The sequence below is a fragment of the Streptomyces sp. TOM-9 genome, from assembly GCF_056858595.1.
This window is the reverse complement of record NZ_JBXEQB010000001.1, coordinates 4,911,873-4,935,855: the sequence shown is the minus strand read 5'-3', so window position 1 is coordinate 4,935,855 and position 23,983 is coordinate 4,911,873. Positions and strand designations below refer to the sequence as shown.

Below are 23,983 nucleotides of genomic sequence, written 5' to 3'. Positions count from 1 at the left end.
GAGCGGACAAGTCCGACACCGGAGCAACGCGAACGGCCCAGCAAAAAGCGGGTCACATCCCTCTCGGGATGCGACCCGCCCGGAAGTTGCGGACCGTCACATGGCGGGGAGAGGATCACTCCTCCTCGTCGGTCTCCTCCGTGAGCGACCGCTCGAGGACCTCGCCCTCACCCGGGGCCATCGAGCCGAGGATGCGCTCCAGGTCCTCTATCGAGGCGAACTCCACGACGATCTTCCCGCGCTTCTGCCCCAAGTCCACCTTCACCCGGGTCTCGAAGCGGTCCGAGAGCCGCAGCGCCAGATCGGTCAGCGCGGGGGACATCCGCTTGCCGGCCCGGGGGGACGGGGCCTTCCTCGTCGGCTGGGACTCGGAGTTCATCACATGCACGATCTCCTCGACCGCGCGCACCGAGAGCCCCTCGGCCACGATCCGGCTGGCGAGCCGGTCCTGGTCCTCCACGTCCTCCAGGGCGAGCAGGGACCGTGCGTGCCCGGCGGAGAGCACACCGGCCGCCACACGGCGCTGTACGGGCGCGGAGAGCTTCAGCAGGCGCAGGGTGTTGGAGACCTGGGAACGGGAGCGGCCGATGCGGTCGGCGAGCTGCTCGTGCGTGCAGGCGAAGTCCTTGAGGAGCTGGTCGTAGGCGGCCGCCTCCTCCAGCGGGTTCAGCTGGGCACGGTGCAGGTTCTCCAGCAGAGCGTCCAGGAGGAGCTTCTCGTCCTCGGTGGCCCGCACGATCGCCGGGATGGCTTCCAGGCCCGCCTCCCGGCTGGCCCGCCAACGGCGCTCGCCCATGATGAGCTCGTAGCGCTCCGGTCCGACCTGACGGACGACGACCGGCTGCAGGAGGCCGACCTCCTTGATGGAGGTGACCAGCTCGGCCAGCGCGTCCTCGTCGAAGACCTCACGCGGCTGACGCGGGTTGGGGATGATCGCGTCCAGCGGCAGCTCGGCGAAGTACGCCCCCGCCACCATCGGCGGCTCCTGGGCCGCGATGGCCTCAGGGGTTTCACGTGAAACCGGGATCGCAGCGGTGCCCTCGCGGCCCTGCTGTTCCACCAGGGCCGCCACCTTGGCGACGGCGACCCCTCGTTCCGGCGCCAGGACCGGGGCGGCGTTCGCCGCCGTCGCCACCGCGGTCGCGGCCGCCGCGTCCGCACCGTTCGGTGCGGCGGGAATCAGCGCGCCGAGACCACGGCCGAGTCCTCTGCGTCGCTCACTCACTGGATCCCCTCCGACGTGTTCTGCTCATTGACTTCTTGGGTGCGTCCCAGCCCGCGCAGGGCCATCTCGCGTGCCGCCTCGAGGTACGACAGCGCTCCGCTCGAACCCGGATCGTAGGTCAGCACCGTCTGGCCGTAGCTGGGGGCCTCCGAGATGCGTACCGAGCGCGGGATGCTCGTGCTCAGCACCTCCTTGCCGAAGTGGGTGCGCACTTCTTCGGCGACCTGCGAGGCGAGCCGGGTCCGGCCGTCGTACATGGTCAACAGGATGGTGGAGACGTGGAGCTTCGGGTTGAGGTGGCCCCGGACCAGTTCCACGTTGCGGAGCAGTTGGCCCAGTCCTTCCAGGGCGTAGTACTCGCACTGGATGGGGATGAGGACCTCGGCACCGGCCACCATGGCGTTGACGGTCAGCAGACCGAGCGAGGGCGGGCAGTCGATGAGGATGTAGTCCAGCGGCTGCTCGTAGGACTCGATGGCCCGCTGCAGCCGGCTCTCCCGGGCCACCAGCGAAACCAGCTCGATCTCGGCACCGGCCAGGTCGATGGTGGCGGGGGCACAGAACAGGCCCTCCACGTCCGGCACCGGCTGGACGACGTCGGAGAGCGGCTTGCTCTCGACCAGGACGTCGTAGATGGAGGGGACTTCGGAGTGGTGGTCGATCCCGAGGGCGGTGGATGCGTTGCCCTGGGGGTCGAGGTCGACGACCAGCACCCGGGCCCCGTGCAGGGCCAGGGAGGCGGCCATGTTGACCGTGGTGGTGGTCTTGCCGACCCCGCCCTTCTGGTTGGCGACCACGACCACCCGGGTCTGGGGTGGGCGGGGGAGTCCTTCACCGGCCCGCCCCAGTGCCTCCACGGCCAGTTGGGCTGCACGGCCGATGGGGGTGTCGTCCATCGGGGGCGGTGTTTCACGTGAAACATCATCCCCGTACGACTCGGTGCGGGGACCGGGGACCGGATCGGCCATCGGTCCCGCGATGTTGGCGTCGGACCGCAAGGATTCACTCTCCTCGACTACAAGCTCGCAATGAACAGAGCCTGCCATGCTTTCGGGGTCACGAACCAGTGAGGGCCGTTCTCCTGTGGATGAATCCACCGGTTGGGTCGCTGAATGGGTCATCTCGACGGCCCGATGAGAGAGCGATTCGGCCGCGGCGCGGGCGCGGCCGAGGATTCCTGGAAGCAGAGAGCGCCGTTTCACGTGAAACACGATGCGCAGCGCGGCGACCGTTTCCTACACGACACTCCGGATCATGTACGTATGGCCGTTTTATGGAGCACACGGACCCGGCCGCGATCAGCGCTGCCGCCGCCGGCTCTCCCGGGCCGCCTTGGCCCTCCGGGTCGCCGCACGGACACCGCCGGGGCTCTCCCCCGCGAGCACCCGCACCACGGTCGACAGCGGATCCACGATGCCCTCGCCGACCTGGACCACGGAGGTCTCCACGGCACCGAGACGGCTCAGCGCGGCACGCGCCGCCTTCAGCTCCTCCTCGGCCGTGTCGCCCTTGAGGACGGTCATCTCCCCGTGCGGACGGAGCAGGGGAAGTCCCCAGCCGGCGAGCCGGTCCAGCGGGGCCACGGCGCGCGCGGTCACCACGTCCACCGGAGGCACCTTGCCCACCATCTCCTCGGCCCGGCCACGCACCACCACGACGTTGGACAGCCCCAGCAGCCGCACGGCCTCCTCGAGGAAGGTGGTCCTGCGCAGCAGCGGCTCCAGCAGGGTGATGCTGAGGTCCGGCCGGGTCAGTGCCAGCGGAATGCCCGGCAGTCCCGCTCCCGAGCCCACGTCGCACACCGAGACGCCCTGGGGGATCACCTCGGCGAGCACCGCGCAGTTCAGCAGATGGCGTTCCCACAGCCGGGGCACCTCCCGCGGACCGATCAGCCCGCGACGCACGCCCGCGTCGGCCAGCAGTTCCGCGTACCGCACCGCGTCCGCGAAGCGCTCCCCGAACACCTCACGTGCCGCCTCCGGCGCCGGGGGAAGCTCCGCCGCTGCCTCCGTCACGAGAACCGTCCTTCCGTTGTTACGGGCCTTCTCCAGGCTGACAAGATTCGGCCCCGCCTGCGAACAGACGGGGCCGAGTGAGTACCGCTGAGACCGGGGGAGGTCAGGAGGCCGGAAGGACGACCACCCGGCGCTCGGGCTCCTCGCCCTCGGACTCGCTGCGCAGCCCCGCGGCGGCCACGGCGTCGTGCACGACCTTGCGCTCGAAGGGCGTCATCGGCTTCAGCTTGACCGGCTGGCCGGAGCCCTTGACCTCCTCGGCCGCCTTCTCGCCCAGCTCGGTCAGCTCGGCCCGCTTCTGCGCCCGGAAGCCGGCGATGTCCAGCATCAGCCGGCTGCGGTCGCCGGTCTCCCGGTGGACCGCGAGCCGGGTCAGCTCCTGGAGCGCCTCCAGCACCTCGCCGTCCCGGCCGACGAGCTTGTTGAGGTCACGGCTCGACGGGTCGCCGACGATGGAGACCGAGGCGCGGTCCCCTTCGACGTCCATGTCGATGTCACCGTCGAGGTCGGCGATGTCCAGCAGCCCCTCGAGGTAGTCGGCCGCGATCTCGCCCTCCTGCTCGAGGCGGGTGAGCGCGTCGGTGGTGTTGCCGTCCGTCACGGCAGGACTCCTCTACTACTTCTTCTTCGACAGGTTCGGCTTGTCCGCGCCGCTGCTCGGCTTGGGCTTGGTGCCCGCGGTCGTTCCGCCGCCCGGCTTGGGCTTCGGCTTGGTGCCGCCGGCAGCAGCACCCGGCTGCGCGGGACCGCCCGTCTGGCGCTGGGACTTGGTCTGGCGCTTGGGCTGGCTGCGCTTCACCGGCGCCGCGTCCTGCAGCTCCTTGTCGGCGGCGGGCTCGTCCTTCAGCTTGCCCTTGGCCTTCAGGCGCTCCTGGCGCTGCTGGAAGGCGAGGCTGCCGGGGGTCGGGTTCCGGCGGATGACGAACATCTGCTGCCCCATGGTCCACACGTTGGTGGTCAGCCAGTAGATGAGGACACCGACGGGGAAGTTGATGCCGAAGACGGCGAACATGATCGGGAAGACGTACATCAGCATCTTCTGCTGCTGCATGAACGGCGTCTTCACCGTCATGTCGACGTTCTTCGTCATCAGCTGGCGCTGCGTGTAGAACTGCGAGGCCGACATCAGGATGATCATGATGACGGTGACCACGCGGACGTCGGTGACCGAGGCGCCCAGCGAGGCGAGCTTGTCAGCGCTGTCGGTGAACTTCGCGGCGAGCGGGGCGCCGAAGATGTGGGCCTTCTGGGCGCTGTTGACCAGGTCCTGGCTCATCACGCCGACCTGCTTGCCCTGCGCGATGTAGCTCAGCACGTGGTAGAGCGAGAAGAAGAAGGGGGACTGCGCCAGGATCGGAAGGCACGAGGAGAGCGGGTTGGTGCCCGTCTCCTTGTACAGCTTCATCATCTCTTCGGACTGACGCTGCTTGTCGTTCTTGTAGCGCTCCTGGATCGCCTTCATCTTGGGCTGGAGCGCCTGCATGTTCCGGGTCGACTTGATCTGCTTCACGAAGAGCGGGATCAGGCAGATCCGGATCAGGACCACCAGGGAGACGATCGACAGGCCCCAGGCCAGGCCGCCGTCCTTGTCAAAGACAAGGCCGTACAGCGAGTGGAACTGGACAATGATCCACGAAACGGCATCGTAGAGGGGGTTCAAGATCCCCACGGTCAGGCTCCTTGGGCATGAGGCGTCTCGACGGGCTCGGGAGTAACGGACCCGCCCGGTGCGTCACCCCGGAGGGCTTCGCGCAGGCGAGCGTGCCACGGCGGTCGCTTGCGCGGGGGGACATGGTCCACACCGCCGAGCGACCACGGGTTGCAACGCAGGATCCGCCACGCGGTCAGGGCAGTGCCCTTGATCGCGCCGTGCCGATCGATCGCCGTATACCCGTAGTGGGAGCACGAGGGGTAGTACTTGCAGACCGGACCGAGCAACGGGCTGATGGTCCACTGGTAAATCTTGATCAAGGCCAGCAACGGGTACTTCATAGCGCCACCCCCAGGAGCCTCCCGAGGGCGGCATCCAGGTCTCGGGCCAGCTGTGAATGGTCTGCGTCACCCGCACCGGGCAGCGCTCGTACGACTACCAGGCTACCGGGGGGCAGCACGGACAGACGTTCGCGGACGAGGTGACGAAGCCGACGCTTGACCAGGTTCCGGGTCACGGCGTCACCGACGGCCTTGCTCACGACGAAACCCGCACGCGCCGGGGAAGCACTCCCCCCCGCCGCGTGCGGGTCCCTTGTGTCACTGTCGGTGCGCAGGTGGACGACCAAGAGCGGCCGTCCGGCCCGGCGTCCTCGACGTACCGCCGTCGCGAAGTCCTGGCGCCGCCTCAGCCGATTACCGCTGGGCAGCACGACTCACACCTCGCGCTTCGGTGCGATCAGGCGGACAGACGGGCGCGGCCCTTGCTGCGGCGGGTCGCGAGGATGGCGCGGCCGGCACGCGTACGCATACGCAGCCGGAAGCCGTGGGTCTTGGCGCGACGACGGTTGTTCGGCTGGAAGGTGCGCTTGCTCACTCGGGGGCTCCAGGATGAATCGGGTGGTGGCGGGGCGTCGCCTGGCTGTCACCGTGCGCCCACGAGAAACTCGCGGAACATTCAGGTGTGCACCGCTTGACGATCACCTTGGTGATCCTCGCCCATCGGTAGGCAGGCGGCAGCAGCCATCGACAACTCGACCTGGTTACGGTACGCGGGGCCGCGGCGTCAGGTCAAACCCGCCGGGGCGCGGGCCGTCGGCACCGCCATCCGGACGTGGTTTTGCACACCCTGTGGACAACGACTTGAACCAGGTAGCCCGCGCTGACTACCGTGGCCAAACCCCGAAACATTCCCGTCCGTCCCAAGAACCACACCTTCGTGGGACCCATCGGCACCAACCAGCGACCGACGAGAGAGCGTGCACTGTGGCTGACGTAACTGCCGATCTTGCCTCAGTGTGGCCCAGGGTCCTGCAGAAATTGCTCGCCGAAAGCGACGACCTCAAGCCGAAGGACGCGGAGTGGCTGCAGCGGACGCAGCCGCTGGCGCTCGTCGCGGGCACGGCGGTGCTGTCCGCCCCCAACGAGTTCGCCAAGAGCGTGCTGGAGGGACGACTCCTCCCGCTGATCACCGATGTACTCAGCCGTGAGTTCGGGCACCCCGTGGGCATCGCCATCGCCGTGGCCTCGGGCGGCGAGCAGGAGGCGGCCCCCGCGCCGCCGGCCCCGGTCGCCCCCGAGCCGCAGTCGCAGGCCCAGCAGCAGCCCCCCGTGTACGGGGCGGAGCCCGCCCGGTACGGCGAGCAGCCGCACGGCTACGGCGAGGTCCCGCGGATGCGCCCGGCCTACCCCGACCACGCGGTCGGGCCCACCGGCGGTGCCGGCGGCTGGCCGCCCCACGAGCCCGTGGACCGCTGGCAGCAGCAGCACTTCGGCGACTACCAGGAGCGCGAGCCGTACCGGCCGCCCGCCTCCCGCTACGAGATCCCCCCGCCCCACCAGCCTCAGGGGCGTCCGGAGCCGGTGCCGCCGCAGCGGCCGGCCATGCCCACCATGCCGACGCCGCGCACCGGTGGCGGCGGTGGGGCCGGTTCCCCCACGGGCGCCGGGACGGGGGCGAGCGGTTCGGGTGGTTCCGTGGGCCCGGCCGAGCCCACGGCGCGGCTGAACCCCAAGTACCTCTTCGACACCTTCGTCATCGGCGCCTCCAACCGCTTCGCGCACGCCGCGGCGGTCGCCGTCGCGGAGGCACCGGCCAAGGCGTACAACCCGCTGTTCATCTACGGGGAGTCCGGCCTCGGCAAGACGCACCTGCTGCACGCGATCGGGCACTACGCCCGCAGCCTCTACCCGGGTACGCGGGTGCGCTACGTGAGCTCCGAGGAGTTCACCAACGAGTTCATCAACTCCATCCGCGACGGCAAGGCGGACGCGTTCCGCAAGCGCTACCGCGACATGGACATCCTGCTCGTCGACGACATCCAGTTCCTGGCGAGCAAGGAGTCGACGCAGGAGGAGTTCTTCCACACCTTCAACACCCTGCACAACGCCAACAAGCAGATCGTGCTCTCCTCGGACCGGCCGCCCAAGCAGCTGGTGACCCTGGAGGACCGGCTGCGCAACCGCTTCGAGTGGGGCCTGATCACCGACGTCCAGCCGCCCGAGCTGGAGACCCGGATCGCGATCCTCCGCAAGAAGGCGGTGCAGGAGCAGCTCAACGCCCCGCCGGAGGTGCTGGAGTTCATCGCCTCCCGGATCTCGCGGAACATCCGCGAGCTGGAGGGCGCGCTGATCCGCGTGACGGCCTTCGCCAGCCTCAACCGGCAGCCGGTGGACCTCCAGCTCACCGAGATCGTGCTGAAGGACCTGATCCCGGGCGGGGAGGACTCCGTCCCCGAGATCAGCGGGCAGGCGATCATGGCGGAGACGGCCTCGTACTTCGGTCTGGACGTGGAGGACCTCTCGGGCTCCTCCCGCAGCCGGGTGCTCGTCACGGCCCGGCAGATCGCCATGTACCTGTGCCGTGAGCTCACGGACCTGTCGCTGCCCAAGATCGGCGCCCTGTTCGGCGGCCGCGACCACACGACCGTCATGCACGCGGACCGCAAGATCCGCTCCCTGATGGCCGAGCGGCGGTCGATCTACAACCAGGTCACCGAGCTCACCAACCGCATCAAGAGCTGAGCGCAGCGCCCTCGGCGTCCACCGAGACCTCCACAGCGCCCCGGGCCAACTCCCGGGGCGCTTCTCGTTGTTCGATTGCGCCGGCCGCGTCTTGGGGACAGGAACGTCTCTCCACAGGCGGGGGCGGTTTTCCCCCGTCCACAGCCTGGGGATGCCCGGGTTGTCCCGAACGTGTCCACAGGCACGACTGCGGGATACTCATTCGGGCTGCTGGAGGCCGTGTGGATTTGTGGGCAACCCTGATCCACAGACTGTGGACGCTCCGGCCGCCCACAAGGCCGCCCTCCCGGTTGTCCACCGGCCGCCCACAGGCAGGGGCCCGTTGTCCCCAGTCAGGGACCACTTCTCCACAGTCCTGTCCACTGTTCGGCAACGGAACACACCCGCTCACCGATCGGAGTGAACCGCATCACACCAACGTGGTGGGTTGGGCTGGGGAGAACCTGGGTATTCCTGGGGACAGCGCTGGGGAGAACTGGAGCCTCCCTGTGAATCGCGTGTGCACAACTTCCGGGCGTCCACAGATCGCCCGGGTTGTCCACGGGCTCCACCCACAGGCGCGGTGGATAAAAAACAGGGCCTGACCTGCACCGGAACCACTTATCCACGGTATCCACACCCCCTATTACTACGACCAGGGATAGTTACCGGGGAACCTGCTTCGAAGTGGGGCCTGTGCACAACCGAGCCGCGGGCCGTCCGCCTCCCCGCCCTCCGGCTTGACCGCAACCCGCACCGCATGTCCGTGGCGGCTGTCAGACTGTTCTCCGGCAAGAGGGCCAGCAGGGCCAAGAGACAGTCGGCCACAGACAGCCAGCAACAGCAGGAGGCGGTTCCGGTGAAGATCCGGGTGGAGCGCGATGTACTCGCGGAGGCAGTGGCCTGGGCGGCCCGCAGTCTCCCGGCCCGTCCCCCGGTGCCGGTCCTGGCGGGCCTGCTGCTGAAGGCCGAGGAAGGCCAGCTGAGCCTGTCCGGCTTCGACTACGAGGTCTCGGCCCGCGTCTCCGTGGAGGCGGACGTCGAGGAGGACGGCACCGTCCTGGTCTCCGGCCGGCTGCTCGCCGACATCTCGCGGGCGCTCCCCAACAGGCCTGTGGAGATCGCCACCGACGGCGTGCGCGTGAGCGTCGTCTGCGGCAGCTCGCGATTCACACTCCACACCCTGCCTGTGGACGAGTACCCGGCGCTGCCCGCGATGCCGACCGCCTCCGGCACCGTCCCCGGCGAGGTCTTCGCCGCAGCCGCCGCCCAGGTCGCGATCGCCGCCGGCCGTGACGACACCCTGCCGGTGCTCACCGGTGTGCGGATCGAGATCGAGGGCGACACGGTCACCCTGGCCGCCACCGACCGCTACCGCTTCGCGGTCCGCGAGTTCCTGTGGAAGCCGGAGACCCCGGACATCTCCGCGGTCGCCCTGGTGCCCGCCAAGACGCTGCTGGACACCGCCAAGTCCCTCACCAACGGCGACTCGGTCGCCATCGCCTTGGCCGGCTCCGGCGCGGGCGAGGGCCTGATCGGCTTCGAGGGCGCGGGCCGCCGCACCACCACCCGCCTGCTCGAGGGCGACCTGCCGAAGTACCGGACGCTCTTCCCGACCGAGTTCAACTCCGTCGCGGTGATCGAGACCGCTCCGTTCGTCGAGGCCGTCAAGCGCGTGGCCCTGGTGGCCGAGCGCAACACGCCGGTCCGGCTGAGCTTCGAGCAGGGCGTGCTGACCCTGGAGGCCGGTTCCAGCGACGACGCACAGGCTGTGGAGCGTGTGGACGCCAAGCTGGAGGGCGACGACATCTCGATCGCCTTCAACCCGACCTTCCTGCTGGACGGCCTGAGCGCGATCGATTCGCCGGTGGCGCAGCTGTCGTTCACCACGTCGACCAAGCCCGCGCTGCTCAGCGGCCGTCCGGCGGTCGACGCCGAGGCCGACGACGCGTACAAGTACCTGATCATGCCGGTCCGGCTGTCCGGCTGACGCGAGGCCTGTCCGGTCGCGTCGCCCTGCAGGTACCGACGTAGGCTCGACGTAGGTCAGGCAGGCTTCGAACGAAGGATCAACGATGGAGCTCGGTCTCATCGGTCTCGGCAAGATGGGCGGGAACATGCGCACGCGCATCCGCCAGGCCGGTCACACTGTCGTCGGCTACGACCGCAACCCGGACCTCGCCGATGTCCACAGCCTGCAGGAACTTGTGGACAAGCTCGCGGCCCCGCGGGTGGTGTGGGTGATGGTGCCGGCCGGCGCCGCGACCCAGGCGACGATCGACGAGCTCGGTGAGCTGCTCTCCCCCGGTGACGTGGTCGTCGACGGCGGCAACTCCCGTTGGACGGACGACGAGAAGCACGCCGAGGAACTGGCCGCCAAGGGGATCGGTTTCGTCGACTGCGGTGTCTCCGGCGGCGTCTGGGGCCTGGAGAACGGCTACGCGCTGATGTACGGCGGCGAGCCCGAGCACGTCGAGAGGGTGCAGCCGGTCTTCAACGCCCTCAAGCCGGTGGGGAACTTCGGTTCCGTCCACGCGGGCAAGGTCGGCGCCGGCCACTTCGCCAAGATGGTCCACAACGGCATCGAGTACGCCATGATGCAGGCCTACGCCGAGGGCTGGGAGCTGCTGGAGAAGGTCCACTCGGTCACCGACGTGCGCGAGGTGTTCCGCTCCTGGCAGGAGGGCACCGTCATCCGCTCCTGGCTGCTGGACCTGGCCGTCAACGCCCTCGACGAGGACGAGCACCTCGACAAGCTCAAGGGCTACGCGGAGGACTCCGGCGAGGGCCGCTGGACCGTCGAGGCGGCCATCGACAACGCCGTGCCGCTGCCCGCGATCACCGCGTCGCTCTTCGCGCGCTTCGCGTCCCGCCAGGACGACTCCCCGCAGATGAAGATGATCGCCGCGCTCCGCAACCAGTTCGGCGGCCACGCCGTCGAGAAGCACTAGTCACACCCACGGGAAGGAGGCGGCGCGCAGCCATGCACGTCGCGCATCTGTCGCTCGCCGACTTCCGTTCCTACGCCCGGGTCGAGGTCCCGCTCGACCCGGGCGTCACCGCTTTCGTCGGCCCCAACGGCCAGGGCAAGACCAACCTGGTCGAGGCGGTCGGTTACCTGGCGACCTTCGGCAGCCACCGGGTCGCGAGCGACGCCCCGCTGGTGCGGATGGGCGCGGACCGGGCGATCGTGCGGGCGTCCGTGGTGCAGGGCGAGCGGCAACAGCTGATCGAGCTGGAGATCAATCCGGGCCGCTCCAACCGGGCCCGGCTCAACCGTTCCTCCCAGGTCCGCCCGCGCGACCTGCTGGGGATAGTCAGGACGGTGCTCTTCGCCCCCGAGGACCTGGCCCTGGTCAAGGGCGACCCCGGGGAGCGCCGGCGCTTCCTCGACGAGCTGCTCACCGCCCGGGCGCCCCGGCTGGCGGGCGTCCGCAGCGACTACGAGCGGGTCCTCAAGCAGCGCAACACCCTGCTGAAGTCGGCCGCCATGGCCCGCCGCCACGGCGGCCGCGGGGCCGACCTGTCCACGCTCGACATCTGGGACCAGCACCTGGCCAGGGCCGGCGCCGAGCTGCTGGCCCAGCGCCTGGACCTCACCCAGGCCCTGCAGCCGCTGGCGGACAAGGCGTACGAGCAGCTGGCACCGGGCGGTGGCCCCGTCGTCCTGGAGTACCGCAGTTCGATCGGCGAACGGATCGCCGGGGCGTCGGGCCGCGAGCAGCTGTACGGACTGCTGCTGGAGGCCCTGGGCGAGGCCCGCAAGCAGGAGATCGAGCGCGGGGTGACCCTGGTCGGTCCGCACCGGGACGACCTCTCCCTCAAGCTGGGACAGCTCCCCGCCAAGGGGTACGCGAGCCACGGCGAGTCCTGGTCGTACGCGCTGGCGCTGCGCCTGGCCTCGTACGACCTGCTGCGCGCCGACGGCGGCGAACCGGTGCTGGTGCTCGACGACGTCTTCGCCGAGCTCGACGCCCGGCGCCGCACCCGGCTGGCGGAGCTGGTGGCCCCGGGTGAGCAGGTGCTGGTGACGGCGGCGGTGGACGACGACGTACCGGACGTGCTGGTCGGCGCCCGGTACGCGGTGGAGGACGGCGGCGTGGAGCGGGCATGATGGACCAGCAGCCACCGCAGCCGGCGCAGGAGCCGGGCGTCCAGGACAAGCCGGTGTCCGGCGTCGACCTGGCCAGGGTCGCGTTGCGCGCCGCCAAGGAGCAGGCCCGCGCGAGGGGCGCGGCCGCCCAGCAGAAGAAGCAGGCCCGGCGCGGAGGCCTGCGCAGTGGTGCGCGGGCGGACGGGCGGGACCCGCTGCCCCTGGGCGCCGCGATCAGCCGGCTGATCACCGAGCGCGGCTGGGAGGCCCCCGCGGCGGTGGGCGGCGTGATGGGCCGCTGGCCGGAACTGGTGGGCGACGACGTGGCCCTGCACTGCCAGCCGCAGCGGTACGACGAGGAGGACCGGGTCCTCACGGTGCAGTGCGACTCCACGGCCTGGGCGACCCAGCTGCGGCTGCTCGCCCCGACGCTCGTGGCCAGGCTGAACGCCGATCTCGGGCACGGCACCGTGAAGTTGATCAAGGTCCTGGGACCGGGAGGACCGGTGCGTTCGTACGGCCGTCTGCGTGCTCCCGGGAGCCGTGGGCCGGGCGATACGTACGGATAGGCCGGGAACCTGCTGTGCGTAATCGGGTCGAAGCCCTGTGCGCCCGCGTGAGCCGTTTTGGGACCCGGTCCGCGTGTGGGGAGTCGGCTGGAGGTACTTCCGTCGGGTACACGGGAACTCAGGTACCGCCAAAGCCCCATCTATGTCGGCGCTACCGGTAGACTGGTAGCAGTACCGCCCGCCCCTGGCCTCCGGCACCGGGGGACCCCAGCGGGACCAGTCGAACGATGTCGAGTGATGCAGCCGGTTCCGCGCCGCGGGACCCCGCTCATGCTGTGCCAGAAAGGGCGCTTCGTGGCCGATTCCGGCAACCCCAACGAGATCAATACGTCCGCAGCTGACGGCTCCGCCGCGCCCGCCACCGGCGGGGCGTACGACGCCAGCGCGATCACCGTCCTTGAGGGCCTGGACGCGGTTCGCAAGCGCCCGGGCATGTACATCGGCTCGACGGGCGAGCGCGGCCTGCACCACCTGGTGTACGAGGTCGTCGACAACTCCGTCGACGAGGCACTGGCCGGTCACGCGGACACCATCAACGTCACGATCCTCCCCGACGGCGGCGTGCGCGTGGTCGACAACGGCCGCGGCATCCCTGTGGACATCGTCCCGTCCGAGGGAAAGCCCGCCGTCGAGGTCGTGCTCACGGTGCTGCACGCGGGCGGCAAGTTCGGCGGCGGCGGCTACGCCGTCTCCGGCGGTCTGCACGGCGTCGGCGTCTCGGTCGTGAACGCGCTGTCGAACAAGGTCGCTGTCGAGGTCAAGCGTGAGGGCTTCCGCTGGACCCAGGACTACAAGCTCGGTGTGCCCACCGCCCCGCTGCAGAAGAACGAGCCGGTCGCGGAGACCGGCACCACCGTGACCTTCTGGGCCGACGGTGACATCTTCGAGACCACCGAGTACTCCTTCGAGACGCTGTCGCGGCGCTTCCAGGAGATGGCCTTCCTCAACAAGGGCCTGACCATCTCGCTGACCGACGAGCGTCCCGAGCACGCGGACGTGGAGAACGAGGGCCAGCCGCGTTCGGTCGCGTACCACTACGAGGGCGGCATCGTCGACTTCGTGAAGTACCTGAACTCGCGCAAGGGCGAGCCGGTCCACCCGTCGGTGATCGACATCGACGCGGAGGACAAGGAGCGGATGCTCTCCGTCGAGGTCGCGATGCAGTGGAACACCCAGTACAGCGAGGGTGTCTACAGCTTCGCCAACACCATCCACACCCACGAGGGCGGCACCCACGAGGAGGGCTTCCGCGCCGCGCTGACCACGCTGGTCAACAAGTACGCGCGCGAGAAGAAGCTGCTCCGCGAGAAGGACGACAACCTCACCGGTGAGGACATCCGCGAGGGTCTGACCGCGATCATCTCGGTCAAGCTGGGCGAGCCGCAGTTCGAGGGCCAGACGAAGACCAAGCTCGGCAACACCGAGGCGAAGACCTTCGTCCAGAAGGTCGTGCACGAGCACCTGACGGACTGGCTGGACCGCAACCCCAACGAGGCCTCGGACATCATCCGCAAGTCCATCCAGGCGGCCACCGCCCGCGTCGCGGCCCGCAAGGCGCGCGACCTGACGCGTCGCAAGGGCCTGCTGGAGACGGCGTCGCTGCCGGGCAAGCTGAGCGACTGCCAGTCCAACGACCCCGCCAAGTGCGAGATCTTCATCGTCGAGGGTGACTCCGCCGGCGGCTCGGCCAAGTCCGGCCGCAACCCGCAGTACCAGGCGATCCTCCCGATCCGCGGCAAGATCCTGAACGTGGAGAAGGCGCGGATCGACAAGATCCTGCAGAACACCGAGATCCAGGCGCTGATCTCGGCCTTCGGCACCGGTGTGCACGAGGACTTCGACATCTCGAAGCTGCGCTATCACAAGATCATCCTGATGGCGGACGCCGACGTGGACGGCCAGCACATCAACACCCTGCTGCTGACCTTCCTCTTCCGCTTCATGCGGCCGCTGGTCGAGGCGGGCCACGTGTACCTCTCCCGTCCCCCGCTCTACAAGATCAAGTGGGGCCGGGACGACTTCGAGTACGCGTACTCCGACTCCGAGCGCGACGCCCTGATCGAGCTGGGCCGCCAGAACGGCAAGCGCGTGCGCGAGGACTCGATCCAGCGCTTCAAGGGCCTCGGCGAGATGAACGCCGAGGAACTGCGGGTCACCACGATGGACGTCGACCACCGTGTGCTCGGCCAGGTCACCCTGGACGACGCGGCCCTCGCCGACGACCTGTTCTCGGTGCTGATGGGCGAGGACGTCGAGGCCCGGCGCTCCTTCATCCAGCGCAACGCCAAGGATGTCCGCTTCCTCGACATCTGAGTCGGCCCCCATCAGCCGCCGCCCGAAAGGACTTTGACCAGCAATGGCCGACGAGAACACCCCTGTCACGCCCGGCACCCCGCAGGACGCCGCGGGCGCCGCCGAGGCGGACACCACGACGCGGATCGAGGCCGTGGGCCTCGAGACGGAGATGCAGCGCAGTTACCTCGACTACGCGATGTCCGTCATCGTGTCGCGCGCGCTGCCCGACGTCCGGGACGGCCTCAAGCCCGTCCACCGCCGCGTGCTGTACGCGATGTACGACGGCGGCTACCGCCCGGAGCGCGGCTTCTACAAGTGCGCCCGTGTCGTCGGCGACGTCATGGGTACCTACCACCCGCACGGCGACTCCTCGATCTACGACGCGCTGGTGCGCCTGGCCCAGCCGTGGTCGATGCGCATGCCGCTGGTCGACAGCAACGGCAACTTCGGTTCCCCGGGCAACGACCCGGCCGCCGCCATGCGGTACACCGAGTGCAAGATGGCGCCGCTGTCCATGGAGATGGTCCGGGACATCGACGAGGACACCGTCGACTTCCAGGACAACTACGACGGCCGCAACCAGGAGCCGACGGTCCTGCCGTCGCGCTTCCCCAACCTGCTGATCAACGGCTCCGCCGGCATCGCGGTCGGCATGGCGACCAACATCCCGCCGCACAACCTGCGCGAGGTCGCCGAGGGCGCCCAGTGGTACCTGGCCAACCCGGAGGCGTCCAACGAGGAGCTGCTCGAAGCCCTCATCGAGCGCATCAAGGGTCCCGACTTCCCGACCGGCGCCCTGGTGGTGGGCCGCAAGGGCATCGAGGAGGCGTACCGCACCGGCCGCGGCTCCATCACGATGCGCGCGGTCGTCGAGGTCGAGGAGATCCAGGGCCGGCAGTGCCTGGTCGTCACCGAGCTGCCGTACCAGGTCAACCCGGACAACCTGGCGCAGAAGATCGCCGACCTGGTGAAGGACGGCCGGGTGGGCGGCATCGCCGACGTCCGCGACGAGACCTCCTCGCGCACCGGACAGCGCCTGGTGATCGTGCTCAAGCGCGACGCCGTCGCCAAGGTGGTGCTGAACAACCTCTACAAGCACACCGACCTGCAGACGAACTTCGGCGCCAACATGCTGGCGCTGGTGGACGGCGTGCCGCGCACGCTCTCGCTGGACCAGTTCATCAAGCAGTGGGTGACCCACCAGATCGAGGTCATCGTCCGCCGGACGCGGTTCCGGCTGCGCAAGGCCGAGGAGCGCGCCCACATCCTGCGCGGTCTGCTGAAGGCCCTGGACGCGATCGACGAGGTCATCGCCCTGATCCGGCGCAGCGCGACCGTGGACGTGGCGCGTGAAGGCCTGATGGGCCTGCTGGAGATCGACGAGATCCAGGCCAACGCGATCCTGGAGATGCAGCTGCGCCGCCTGGCGGCCCTGGAGCGGCAGAAGATCGTCCAGGAGCACGACGAGCTCCAGGCGAAGATCAACGAGTACAACCGCATCCTGGCCTCGCCCGAGCTGCAGCGCGGCATCATCAGCACGGAGCTGACGGCGATCGTCGAGAAGTTCGGCGACGACCGGCGCTCGGCCCTGGTGCCCTTCGACGGCGACATGTCCATCGAGGACCTGATCGCCGAGGAGGACATCGTCGTCACGATCACCCGCGGCGGCTACGTCAAGCGCACCAAGACCGACGACTACCGCTCGCAGAAGCGCGGCGGCAAGGGCGTGCGCGGCACGAAGCTGCGGGAAGACGACATCGTCGACCACTTCTTCGTCACCACCACCCACCACTGGCTGCTGTTCTTCACCAACAAGGGCCGGGTCTACCGCGCCAAGGCGTACGAGCTGCCGGACGCCGGCCGCGACGCCCGCGGGCAGCACGTGGCGAACCTGCTGGCCTTCCAGCCGGACGAGCAGATCGCTCAGGTGCTGGCCATCCGCGACTACAACGCGGCGCCCTACCTGGTGCTCGCCACCCGGTCGGGCCTGGTGAAGAAGACCTCGCTGAAGGACTACGACTCCCCCCGCTCGGGCGGTGTCATCGCGATCAACCTGCGGGAGACCGAGGACGGCAGCGAGGACCTGCTGATCGGTGCCGAGCTGGTCGGACCGGCCGATGACCTGCTGCTGGTCAGCCGCAAGGCGCAGTCCATCCGGTTCACCGCGACGGACGAGTCGCTGCGGCCGATGGGCCGTGCGACCTCGGGCGTGAAGGGCATGAGCTTCCGCGAAGGGGACGAACTGCTCTCGATGAATGTCGTGCGACCGGGTACGTTCGTCTTCACCGCCACCGATGGCGGGTACGCCAAGCGCACCAGTGTGGACGAGTACCGGGTCCAGGGGCGCGGCGGACTCGGCATCAAGGCGGCCAAGATCGTCGAGGACCGGGGTTCCCTGGTCGGGGCGCTGGTGGTGGAGGAGACCGACGAGATCCTCGCCATCACCCTCGGCGGCGGTGTGATCCGCACCCGTGTCAACGAGATCAGGGAAACCGGGCGTGACACCATGGGCGTCCAACTGATCAACCTCGGTAAAAAGGATGCAGTCGTGGGCGTCGCCCGCAATGCCGAGGCGGGGGCGGAGGCCGAAGAGGTCGTCGCCGCCGAAGAGGCCGAGGGCGAGCAGCCCCTGGCCGCCGAGTCGGAGGAGTAGAAAGCCGTGAGTGGAGCCGAGGGCGCCGCGGGTGGGACGGGCGCGGACGGAGGGCAGCCGATGCCGGCCGCCGTTCCGGACGCGATCGGCGGTGCCCCTGGCCCACGTACGGACAACGGCCCGCACCAGGGGGGAATCACCGTGACCGACACCCGTCCAGCGCAGCACCAGCACGCTGTGCACCAGCAGACCTACGGCGGTGTACCCGCCGGCCCGGTCGCGGAGCAGCCGCAGCAGGCGCCGCAGCTGCCCCAGGACCCGCACCAGCCGCCCCAGGCGTACGCGCCCCCGGCCGGGCCCCCCGCGACCGCGGGCGTCCGCCAGCCGCGTCCGGCGGCCCGTACCGTCCCGCGCACGCGCAAGGCGCGGCTGCGGGTGGCGAAGGCCGACCCGTGGTCGGTGATGAAGGTCAGCTTCCTGCTCTCCATCGCGCTGGGCATCTGCACGGTCATCGCGGTCGCGGTGCTGTGGATGGTGATGGACGCCATCGGCGTCTTCACCACGGTCGGCGGCACGCTCAGCGAGGCCACGTCGTCCGGCTCGGACGGCGGGTTCGACCTGGTGTCGTTCCTGTCGCTGTCGCGCGTGCTGACCTTCACGGCGGTCATCGCCGTTATCGACGTCGTGCTGGCCACGGCGCTGGCGACGCTGGGCGCCTTCATCTACAACATGTCGGCCGGCATGGTGGGCGGGATCGAGCTGACTCTGGCGGAGGACGAGTAACCGATTTTGGGCCACGGCCCCGGGTGCGCTAATCTTTCAACGCAGCGCGGGGCTATAGCTCAGACGGTTAGAGCGCTTCCCTGATAAGGAAGAGGCCACAGGTTCAAGTCCTGTTAGCCCCACCGCGTGAACGGCCCGTACGGATCATCCGTACGGGCCGTTTCCTTGTCCGCGGCCGCGCAGTTGGTTCCGGTGGCAGGTCACCGTTCGATATCGACCGGTGTGTATAGTCGGGCCCGTCGGAAGACCCCCAACGCAAGAAGGACGAGGTCGCGCGGTGAAGAAGTTTCTCCTGGTCGCACTGGCCGCCATCGGCGGTCTCCTCGTGTACCGCCAGATCCAGGCGGACCGCGCCGAGCAGGACCTGTGGACGGAGGCCACGGACTCCGTTCCGGCGGGTTCCGGCGCGAGCGTCTGAGACGGCACAGCCCGGACGAAGGATTCCCGAGGCCCCGATCACGATGTGGTCGGGGCCTCGTCATGTCCGCCCGCGGTCGCCCGGCCGTGGTCGCCCGGCCGTTGTTGCCCGACCGTGATGCGATCCGCTTGTATTTGCTGTCGCAAATCAATAGCTTCGCTGAGGCCGACGATGTGCGAGGGGGAACAGCACATGCGACGAGGGAAGGCGCTGCCGTGCGGGCCCGTGGAGCCGCTGTGGGCGGCTGCGTGCGGGCTGCTGGTACTGGCCGCCCTGCTGGGCCCGGCCGGGACGGCCCGGGCCCGGGCCGTGGACGACGGCGACGGGCTGGTCATGGTGCTGGACTCCTCCGGCTCCATGGCGGGCGCCCGCATGACGGCGGCCAGGAAGGCGGTCGGCGCCGTCGTGGACGCGCTGCCGGACGGCTACCCGACGGGACTGCGGGTCTACGGTGCGGGCAAGCAGCACGGCTGCGACGACACCCGTCTGCTGGAGCCCGTGCGGCCGCTGGACCGGGACGCCCTGAAGCAGGCCGTTGCCGGGGTGCGGCCCCAGGGGGACACCCCCATCGGGCTGTCGCTGCAGAAGGCGGCCGCCGACCTGCCCGAGGGCGGGCGGCGCACGATCGTGCTGGTCTCCGACGGCGAGGACACCTGCGGGGCGCCCGAGCCCTGCGAGGTGGCGGCACGGCTGGCCGGGCAGGGCGTGGACCTGCGGATCGACACCATCGGCTTCCAGGTGCGCGGCGGTGCCCGCGAGCAGCTGGAGTGCATCGCCGAGGCTGGTCACGGCAGCTACCGGGAGGCCCCCGACGCCGCCTCGCTCGTACGGCAGCTGACGCGGGCCTCCCGGCTGAGCGCGGACGCGTACCGCCTCCAGGGCCGACGGGTGGACGGCGGGACGAGCGCCACCGGTGCGCCCGGGCTGTCCCCCGGCCCGTACGTCGACGACATCGGGCCCGGCGAGACCCGCTGGTACGCGATGACGCTGGACGCGGCTTCCACAGCAGACCTGGCGGTGACCGCGGTGCCGCGGCCGGGGGTGAAGGCCGCGTACGGGGACGGCGTCGAGCTGCGGCTGGCGGCCACCGGCAGGTACCCCCTCACCTGCGGCTCGGACACCGCGCACTTCGGGCAGGACGAGGGCGCGATGGTGATCGGCGGCGCCGTCAGCCGGATTCCCAGTGACGACCACGACGGCGCCTGCGACGGGGCGGGGCGCTACGTGCTCTCCGTGCACCGCACCAGCGCCGCCGGCTCCGACCGCGCCCGCTGGCCCCTGGAGCTGCGGTACGGCTCCGAGCGGCCGTTCCCGGCGGGTGCCACCCCGGCACCGGCCGCGACCCGTTACGGGGACCCGCCGGCGGCTCTGACGGGCGCACCGCGGGACGTCGAGGGCGGCACGGGGTTCAACGACGCGCGCCGGCTCGGCAGGGGCATCTGGCGGGACACGCTGCTGCCCGGTCAGATGCGCTTCTACAAGGTGCGGGTCGGCTGGGGACAGCGGCTGACGTACACCGCCGACTTCGCCAACGAACCGCTGCTGAAGGGTGGTTCCACGGCCTCGTCCTTCGTGGCGACGGCCGCGTACGGGCCGGGACGGCAGCCGCTGGGCGACGCCTCCGGGGCCTCGCAACGCCGCGGCTACTACGGGCGCCCGCTGTCGGTGGGGCTCGGCACGGTACCCGTGACCTGGACCAACCGCTGGGTCGCCGGCGGAAGCGCCCGGGGCGCCCGCACGGCGGGCGAGCACTACGTCGCGGTCTCGCTCGGGCCGGGCGCGGCAGGGCTGGCGCGGAACGCGGCGGTGGGGGTCGTCCTGCGGGTGGACGTGACCGGGACAGAACTGGCCGGTCCGGAGTACGACGCGCCCGCGCGCGGCGGCGGTTCGGCCGCCGGCCGGGACGGCGGGGAACGGGCGGTGGCCGGGGACACCACGGCGGCCGCAGCCCCCGCGGACGGCGGGGGCCTCATGACGACGGGCGACGCGATGGCGGCGGCCGCGGGTGGCGCGGTGGCGCTCGCCGGGGTCGGGACGGTGGCCCTGCTGGGCCGCAGGCGGAAGGACGGGGCATGATCCGCAGGGCACTCACATCGGTGGCGGCGGCGCTCGCGCTGCTGGCGGGACCGGCGGGAGCGGCGTACGCCGACCCGGCCGTCCCCTCCTGGCAGCCGCAGGGCGAGGAGGTACGCGGCCGTGCGAGCACCGCGGACGCCCCGCAGCTCAAGCCCGGAGTCCTGTACCGGGACAGCCTGGCGGCGGACGAGGGCGGCAAGAACTACGCGCTCGACCTGGACGCGGTGCGCTCGGCCTACCTCGCGGTCTTCGCGCTGCCCCGCCCGGGCACCGAGGTCGCGTACGGGGACGGCATCGAGCTGACGCTGACGAGCACCGACGGCACCCGCTGCGACAGCGACCGCCGGACGTTCTCCGCCGACGGGGCGGCACGGCCCATCGGCACCTGGGTCAAGCGGACCATCGGCGAGGACGGGCCGTGCCGGCAGGCGCACGCGTACGTCCTGGAGGTGACCCGCATCTCGCAGGGCACCTCGGACGCCGCGCCCTGGCCGCTGCAGATCCGGTTCACCAACGAGCCGGGGCTCACCGGCGGCGCCACGCCCGGCCCCGCCCTCAGCCCGGGCACGCAGACGCCGGTGCCCGCGAGCGGCACCGCCCGCGGGGCCACCGGCGGCGCGGACTTCGCCCATGCCGGGGCCCTCGGCGCCGGGGTCTGGAAGGACGAGGTGCTGCCCGGGCAGACGCGCTTCTACCGGGTGCCGGTCGGCTGGGGACAACAGGCCTGGGCCGCGGCGGACTTCGCCAACGCGGACGTGACGAAGCCGGGCGGCTACAGCGGCTCCGGTGTGCGCGTGGAGGTCTACAACCCGCGCTGGGCCTTCATCGGCGGCGACACGGCCTCCTACTCGGGGGAGCAGACCTCCGTCACCGCCACGACCGGGAAGGTCGCCTACGCCAACCGCTACGAGAGCGGCGACGCGGTGTCGGCGGCCCGTTTCGACGGCTCCTACTACCTGGCGGTGTCGGTGCACCCGGAGGTCGCGGGCTTCGTCGACGGCGCCGTCCCGGTCACGCTGCGGATCAACGTCGAGGGCGCCGCGCAGGCGGGGCCGTCGTACGACGGTGACCCCGGCGAGGACCTGGGCCTCCCCGGGGAGCCCGGCTCCGGCAACCCGCTGCTGCGCGCCCTGGGCTTCGCGGCCCTGGGCGCCGGCACCGTGCTGCTGCTCTCGCTCGCGGTCTGGACGGTGGCCGCGCGGCGCGCGCCGGCCGCGGCCTCAGGAGGACGCTGACAGGGCCCAGAAGCCGAAGGCGAAGCAGAGGGCCGCGACGAGCAGCATCGGCACGACGACCTTGGCGGGAGGACCGGGCCGGTGCGTCGGCGCCGGTGCGCCGGCCCGGACGGCGGGCACGGCCGGTGCGATCAGCGGCGGCAGCGGCTGGGCGACGGCGGCGCCAGCGACGGCCACCGGGGCACCGGCACCCGCCACGGTGGCCGTGTACGGACGCGTGGGCGCCGGGGTGACCGGCGCTTGCGTCGGCGGTGTGGGCGGCGTCGGAGCCGTCGCGGCGGGCCGCGGGGCCGATGCGGGCGGCGGCAGGCGGAAGCTCCCGGTCTCCTCCACGGACGGCGCCGGGTCCACCGGTCCGTCGGGGGAGAAGCCGGCGGGCAGCGGCCCGATCTGGTCGAAGACCTCGACGGCCTCCTCGTCCTGCTCGGGGTCCGGCAGCAGCTCCACCGCCGCCGCCAGGGCCTTGCGGGCGCCCGCGGCGGTGCGGAAGCGGGCCTCCGGGTCCGGCTGCAGCAGGGTGCCGATCACCTCCCACAGCGGGCCGGGGACGCCCTGCGGGGCCCGGGGCATGCCGTGGATGTACTGGGTGACGATCGCCTCCGCGTCGGGCTTGTTGCCGCCGAGCAGGTAGAGCGCGACCAGCCCGGTCGCGTACAGGTCGGCGGGGAAGTCGGGCTCGGCGCCGAGCAGCTGTTCCGGGGCGAAGTAACCAGGGGTGCCGACGACGTAGTTGGCCGCGGTGAGCCGGGGCTCCCCCTTGCGCATGGCGATGCCGAAGTCCGACAGCCGCAGGTGCGGGCGCCCGGTGCCGGTCGCCTCCATCAGGAGGTTCGCGGGCTTGATGTCCCGGTGCACCACGCCCTCGGCGTGCACGGCCGTCAGGCCGGAGAGCAACTGGTCGAGCAGGCCGCCGACGTAGCGCGCCGGCAGCGGGCCGTAGTCGCCGATGAGGTGCGACAGCGAGCCGCCGCGCACCAGGTCCATGGTGAACAGCACCTTGTCGTCGTCGGCCGCCCAGCTCGTGGGGGCCAGGACGTGCGGGTGGTCGATGCGCAGCGCCTGCTCCCGTACGAAGCGCAGCAGGGCGTGGGCGTCGCTCTGCAGCAGCACCTTGGCCGCCACGTAGCGACCGCGCCGCCGGTCCCAGGCGCGCCACACCGCGCCCACCCCGCCGCGCCCGACCGGATCGACCAGTTCGTACCGGCCCGCGAAGACCTCACCCATGGCGTGCGTCTGCCCCCTGCTTCCGCGCCTCGTAGTCCCGGACCGCCGCGTCGGACGGCCCGGCACCGTACACCCTGAGGAACTCTGCCAGTTGGGGGTGGCGGTGGGCGAGGGAATCGGCCGCTTCGGAGATCTCGGCGGGCGAGGCCACCCCGTGCAGCAGCGAGCGGATCTCGTGGACGACCCTGCGCGCGGGCGGCAGCGGCGTTCCGGTCGCGCTCTGGGTGGTGCCGAGCAGGGGCGAGCCTTCGGAACCGCGGATCTCCTCCATCCGCGGCACGGCGTCCGCCGCGGCCACCGCTCCGCCGGACACCTCCGCGGCGAGCTCCTGCAGCGCCTGGAGCCGCTGTACGACCGCGGGATTGCCGATCTTCGCGCGCTGCCCGCTCATCAACTGGGAGAGCATCGGCGCCGACAGCCCCAGCACCCCCGCCAGCCGCGCCTGGTTCAGCCCCAGGGTCTCCATGAGGCGGCGGAACAGCACGCCCAGCGGCTCGCCGTACCAGGTGCGCTGCATGTCCTGGACGCGGGTGGTGGCGTCCGGCTGCGAGGTGTCCATTGCGGGCTCCTGACGGGGGACCTTTGCGGCCGCGAACTTGCCCGTCATCCTACGGACCCCCGATACTCGGTCGGTGATCCTCTCCGCAGCCGGTACGCTGGTCTGCGGCACGGGGCCTTAGCTCAGTTGGTAGAGCGCCGTCTTTGCATGGCGGATGTCAGGGGTTCGACTCCCCTAGGCTCCACACCGTCCGACCGGGCCGGGAACCTCATGGAGGTCCCGGCCTGTCGTGTTCCCGGGACCCG

General features: G+C 70.7%; 20 protein-coding genes, 2 tRNA genes and 1 pseudogene. 13 read left to right on the top strand and 10 right to left on the bottom strand.

Annotated features, from left to right (window positions below):
* Positions 1-115: 115 nt before the first annotated feature.
* From AC1VWI_RS22935 to rpmH, 8 genes are all read right to left on the bottom strand, one after another.
* Complete coding sequence (locus tag AC1VWI_RS22935) at positions 116-1,225, bottom strand: ParB/RepB/Spo0J family partition protein (RefSeq protein ID WP_499512893.1); 1,110 nt, start codon at positions 1,223-1,225, stop codon at positions 116-118.
* A complete protein-coding gene (locus AC1VWI_RS22930) occupies positions 1,222-2,271 on the bottom strand; it encodes a ParA family protein (protein WP_499512892.1) in 1,050 nt (349 codons plus the stop codon). Before AC1VWI_RS22930 ends, AC1VWI_RS22935 begins: the two co-directional genes overlap by 4 nt.
* Before the next feature lie 252 nt (positions 2,272-2,523).
* A complete protein-coding gene (rsmG, locus tag AC1VWI_RS22925; protein WP_499512891.1) occupies positions 2,524-3,240 on the bottom strand; it encodes a 16S rRNA (guanine(527)-N(7))-methyltransferase RsmG in 717 nt (238 codons plus the stop codon).
* A gap of 103 nt (positions 3,241-3,343) precedes the next feature.
* The gene (locus tag AC1VWI_RS22920; protein WP_499512890.1) at positions 3,344-3,841 is read right to left on the bottom strand and encodes a Jag family protein; all 498 of its coding nucleotides are present in this window, start codon (positions 3,839-3,841) and stop codon (positions 3,344-3,346) included.
* Positions 3,842-3,856: 15 nt separating this feature from the next.
* Complete coding sequence (gene yidC / locus AC1VWI_RS22915; RefSeq protein WP_499512889.1) at positions 3,857-4,909, bottom strand: membrane protein insertase YidC; 1,053 nt, start codon at positions 4,907-4,909, stop codon at positions 3,857-3,859.
* Positions 4,910-4,911: 2 nt separating this feature from the next.
* Positions 4,912-5,232 (bottom strand): membrane protein insertion efficiency factor YidD, encoded by a 321-nt coding sequence (yidD, locus tag AC1VWI_RS22910; RefSeq protein ID WP_037731476.1) that lies wholly within the window; start codon positions 5,230-5,232, stop codon positions 4,912-4,914.
* Positions 5,229-5,603 carry a ribonuclease P protein component gene (rnpA, locus tag AC1VWI_RS22905; RefSeq protein WP_499512888.1) on the bottom strand — a complete coding sequence of 125 codons (375 nt, stop codon included), beginning with the start codon at positions 5,601-5,603 and terminating at the stop codon, positions 5,229-5,231. The genes yidD and rnpA overlap by 4 nt, the downstream gene beginning before the upstream one ends.
* A gap of 26 nt (positions 5,604-5,629) precedes the next feature.
* Positions 5,630-5,767 carry a 50S ribosomal protein L34 gene (gene rpmH / locus AC1VWI_RS22900; RefSeq protein WP_003975051.1) on the bottom strand — a complete coding sequence of 46 codons (138 nt, stop codon included), beginning with the start codon at positions 5,765-5,767 and terminating at the stop codon, positions 5,630-5,632.
* 389 nt (positions 5,768-6,156) lie between these two features.
* Here rpmH and dnaA point away from each other — a divergent pair, with 389 nt between their 5' ends.
* The 12 genes and pseudogenes from dnaA (at position 6,157) to AC1VWI_RS22840 (ending at position 21,955) form a co-directional block, all read left to right on the top strand.
* Positions 6,157-7,914 (top strand): chromosomal replication initiator protein DnaA, encoded by a 1,758-nt coding sequence (gene dnaA, locus AC1VWI_RS22895; protein ID WP_499512887.1) that lies wholly within the window; start codon positions 6,157-6,159, stop codon positions 7,912-7,914.
* Positions 7,915-8,752: 838 nt separating this feature from the next.
* Positions 8,753-9,883, top strand: coding sequence for a DNA polymerase III subunit beta (dnaN, locus tag AC1VWI_RS22890; RefSeq protein WP_499512886.1), 1,131 nt, complete (start codon positions 8,753-8,755; stop codon positions 9,881-9,883).
* A gap of 79 nt (positions 9,884-9,962) precedes the next feature.
* Positions 9,963-10,844: pseudogene (gene gnd, locus AC1VWI_RS22885) on the top strand (phosphogluconate dehydrogenase (NAD(+)-dependent, decarboxylating)); the annotation flags it as partial.
* Positions 10,845-10,876: 32 nt separating this feature from the next.
* Positions 10,877-12,007 carry a DNA replication/repair protein RecF gene (gene recF / locus AC1VWI_RS22880; protein ID WP_499512885.1) on the top strand — a complete coding sequence of 377 codons (1,131 nt, stop codon included), beginning with the start codon at positions 10,877-10,879 and terminating at the stop codon, positions 12,005-12,007.
* Complete coding sequence (locus AC1VWI_RS22875; protein ID WP_499516892.1) at positions 12,007-12,555, top strand: DciA family protein; 549 nt, start codon at positions 12,007-12,009, stop codon at positions 12,553-12,555. Before recF ends, AC1VWI_RS22875 begins: the two co-directional genes overlap by 1 nt.
* A gap of 270 nt (positions 12,556-12,825) precedes the next feature.
* Positions 12,826-14,868 carry a DNA topoisomerase (ATP-hydrolyzing) subunit B gene (gene gyrB / locus AC1VWI_RS22870; protein WP_499512884.1) on the top strand — a complete coding sequence of 681 codons (2,043 nt, stop codon included), beginning with the start codon at positions 12,826-12,828 and terminating at the stop codon, positions 14,866-14,868.
* Between the two features lie 43 nt (positions 14,869-14,911).
* Entirely contained in the window at positions 14,912-17,503 is a 2,592-nt protein-coding gene (gyrA, locus tag AC1VWI_RS22865; RefSeq protein WP_499512883.1) for a DNA gyrase subunit A, read from the top strand.
* Positions 17,504-17,563: 60 nt separating this feature from the next.
* On the top strand, positions 17,564-18,226 hold the full coding sequence (locus AC1VWI_RS22860) for a DUF3566 domain-containing protein (protein ID WP_499516891.1): 663 nt from the start codon (positions 17,564-17,566) through the stop codon (positions 18,224-18,226).
* A gap of 48 nt (positions 18,227-18,274) precedes the next feature.
* Positions 18,275-18,348: transfer RNA gene (locus AC1VWI_RS22855), tRNA-Ile, on the top strand.
* 155 nt (positions 18,349-18,503) lie between these two features.
* Complete coding sequence (locus tag AC1VWI_RS22850; protein ID WP_018559211.1) at positions 18,504-18,644, top strand: DLW-39 family protein; 141 nt, start codon at positions 18,504-18,506, stop codon at positions 18,642-18,644.
* 192 nt (positions 18,645-18,836) lie between these two features.
* Complete coding sequence (locus AC1VWI_RS22845) at positions 18,837-20,720, top strand: vWA domain-containing protein (protein ID WP_499512882.1); 1,884 nt, start codon at positions 18,837-18,839, stop codon at positions 20,718-20,720.
* Positions 20,717-21,955, top strand: a complete 1,239-nt coding sequence (locus AC1VWI_RS22840; protein ID WP_499512881.1) for a hypothetical protein — start codon at positions 20,717-20,719, stop codon at positions 21,953-21,955. The genes AC1VWI_RS22845 and AC1VWI_RS22840 overlap by 4 nt, the downstream gene beginning before the upstream one ends.
* Here the strand turns inward: AC1VWI_RS22840 and AC1VWI_RS22835 are convergent.
* Together AC1VWI_RS22835 and AC1VWI_RS22830 are read right to left on the bottom strand one after the other, a co-directional pair.
* On the bottom strand, positions 21,941-23,179 hold the full coding sequence (locus tag AC1VWI_RS22835) for a serine/threonine-protein kinase (protein ID WP_499512880.1): 1,239 nt from the start codon (positions 23,177-23,179) through the stop codon (positions 21,941-21,943). The two genes, AC1VWI_RS22840 and AC1VWI_RS22835, sit on opposite strands and share 15 nt — an antisense overlap.
* Positions 23,172-23,738, bottom strand: coding sequence for a helix-turn-helix domain-containing protein (locus AC1VWI_RS22830; protein WP_499512879.1), 567 nt, complete (start codon positions 23,736-23,738; stop codon positions 23,172-23,174). Before AC1VWI_RS22830 ends, AC1VWI_RS22835 begins: the two co-directional genes overlap by 8 nt.
* Positions 23,739-23,849: 111 nt before the next feature.
* On the opposite strand from AC1VWI_RS22830, the gene AC1VWI_RS22825 reads away from it, so the two are divergent.
* Positions 23,850-23,922, top strand: a tRNA-Ala gene (locus tag AC1VWI_RS22825).
* Positions 23,923-23,983: the final 61 nt, after the last annotated feature.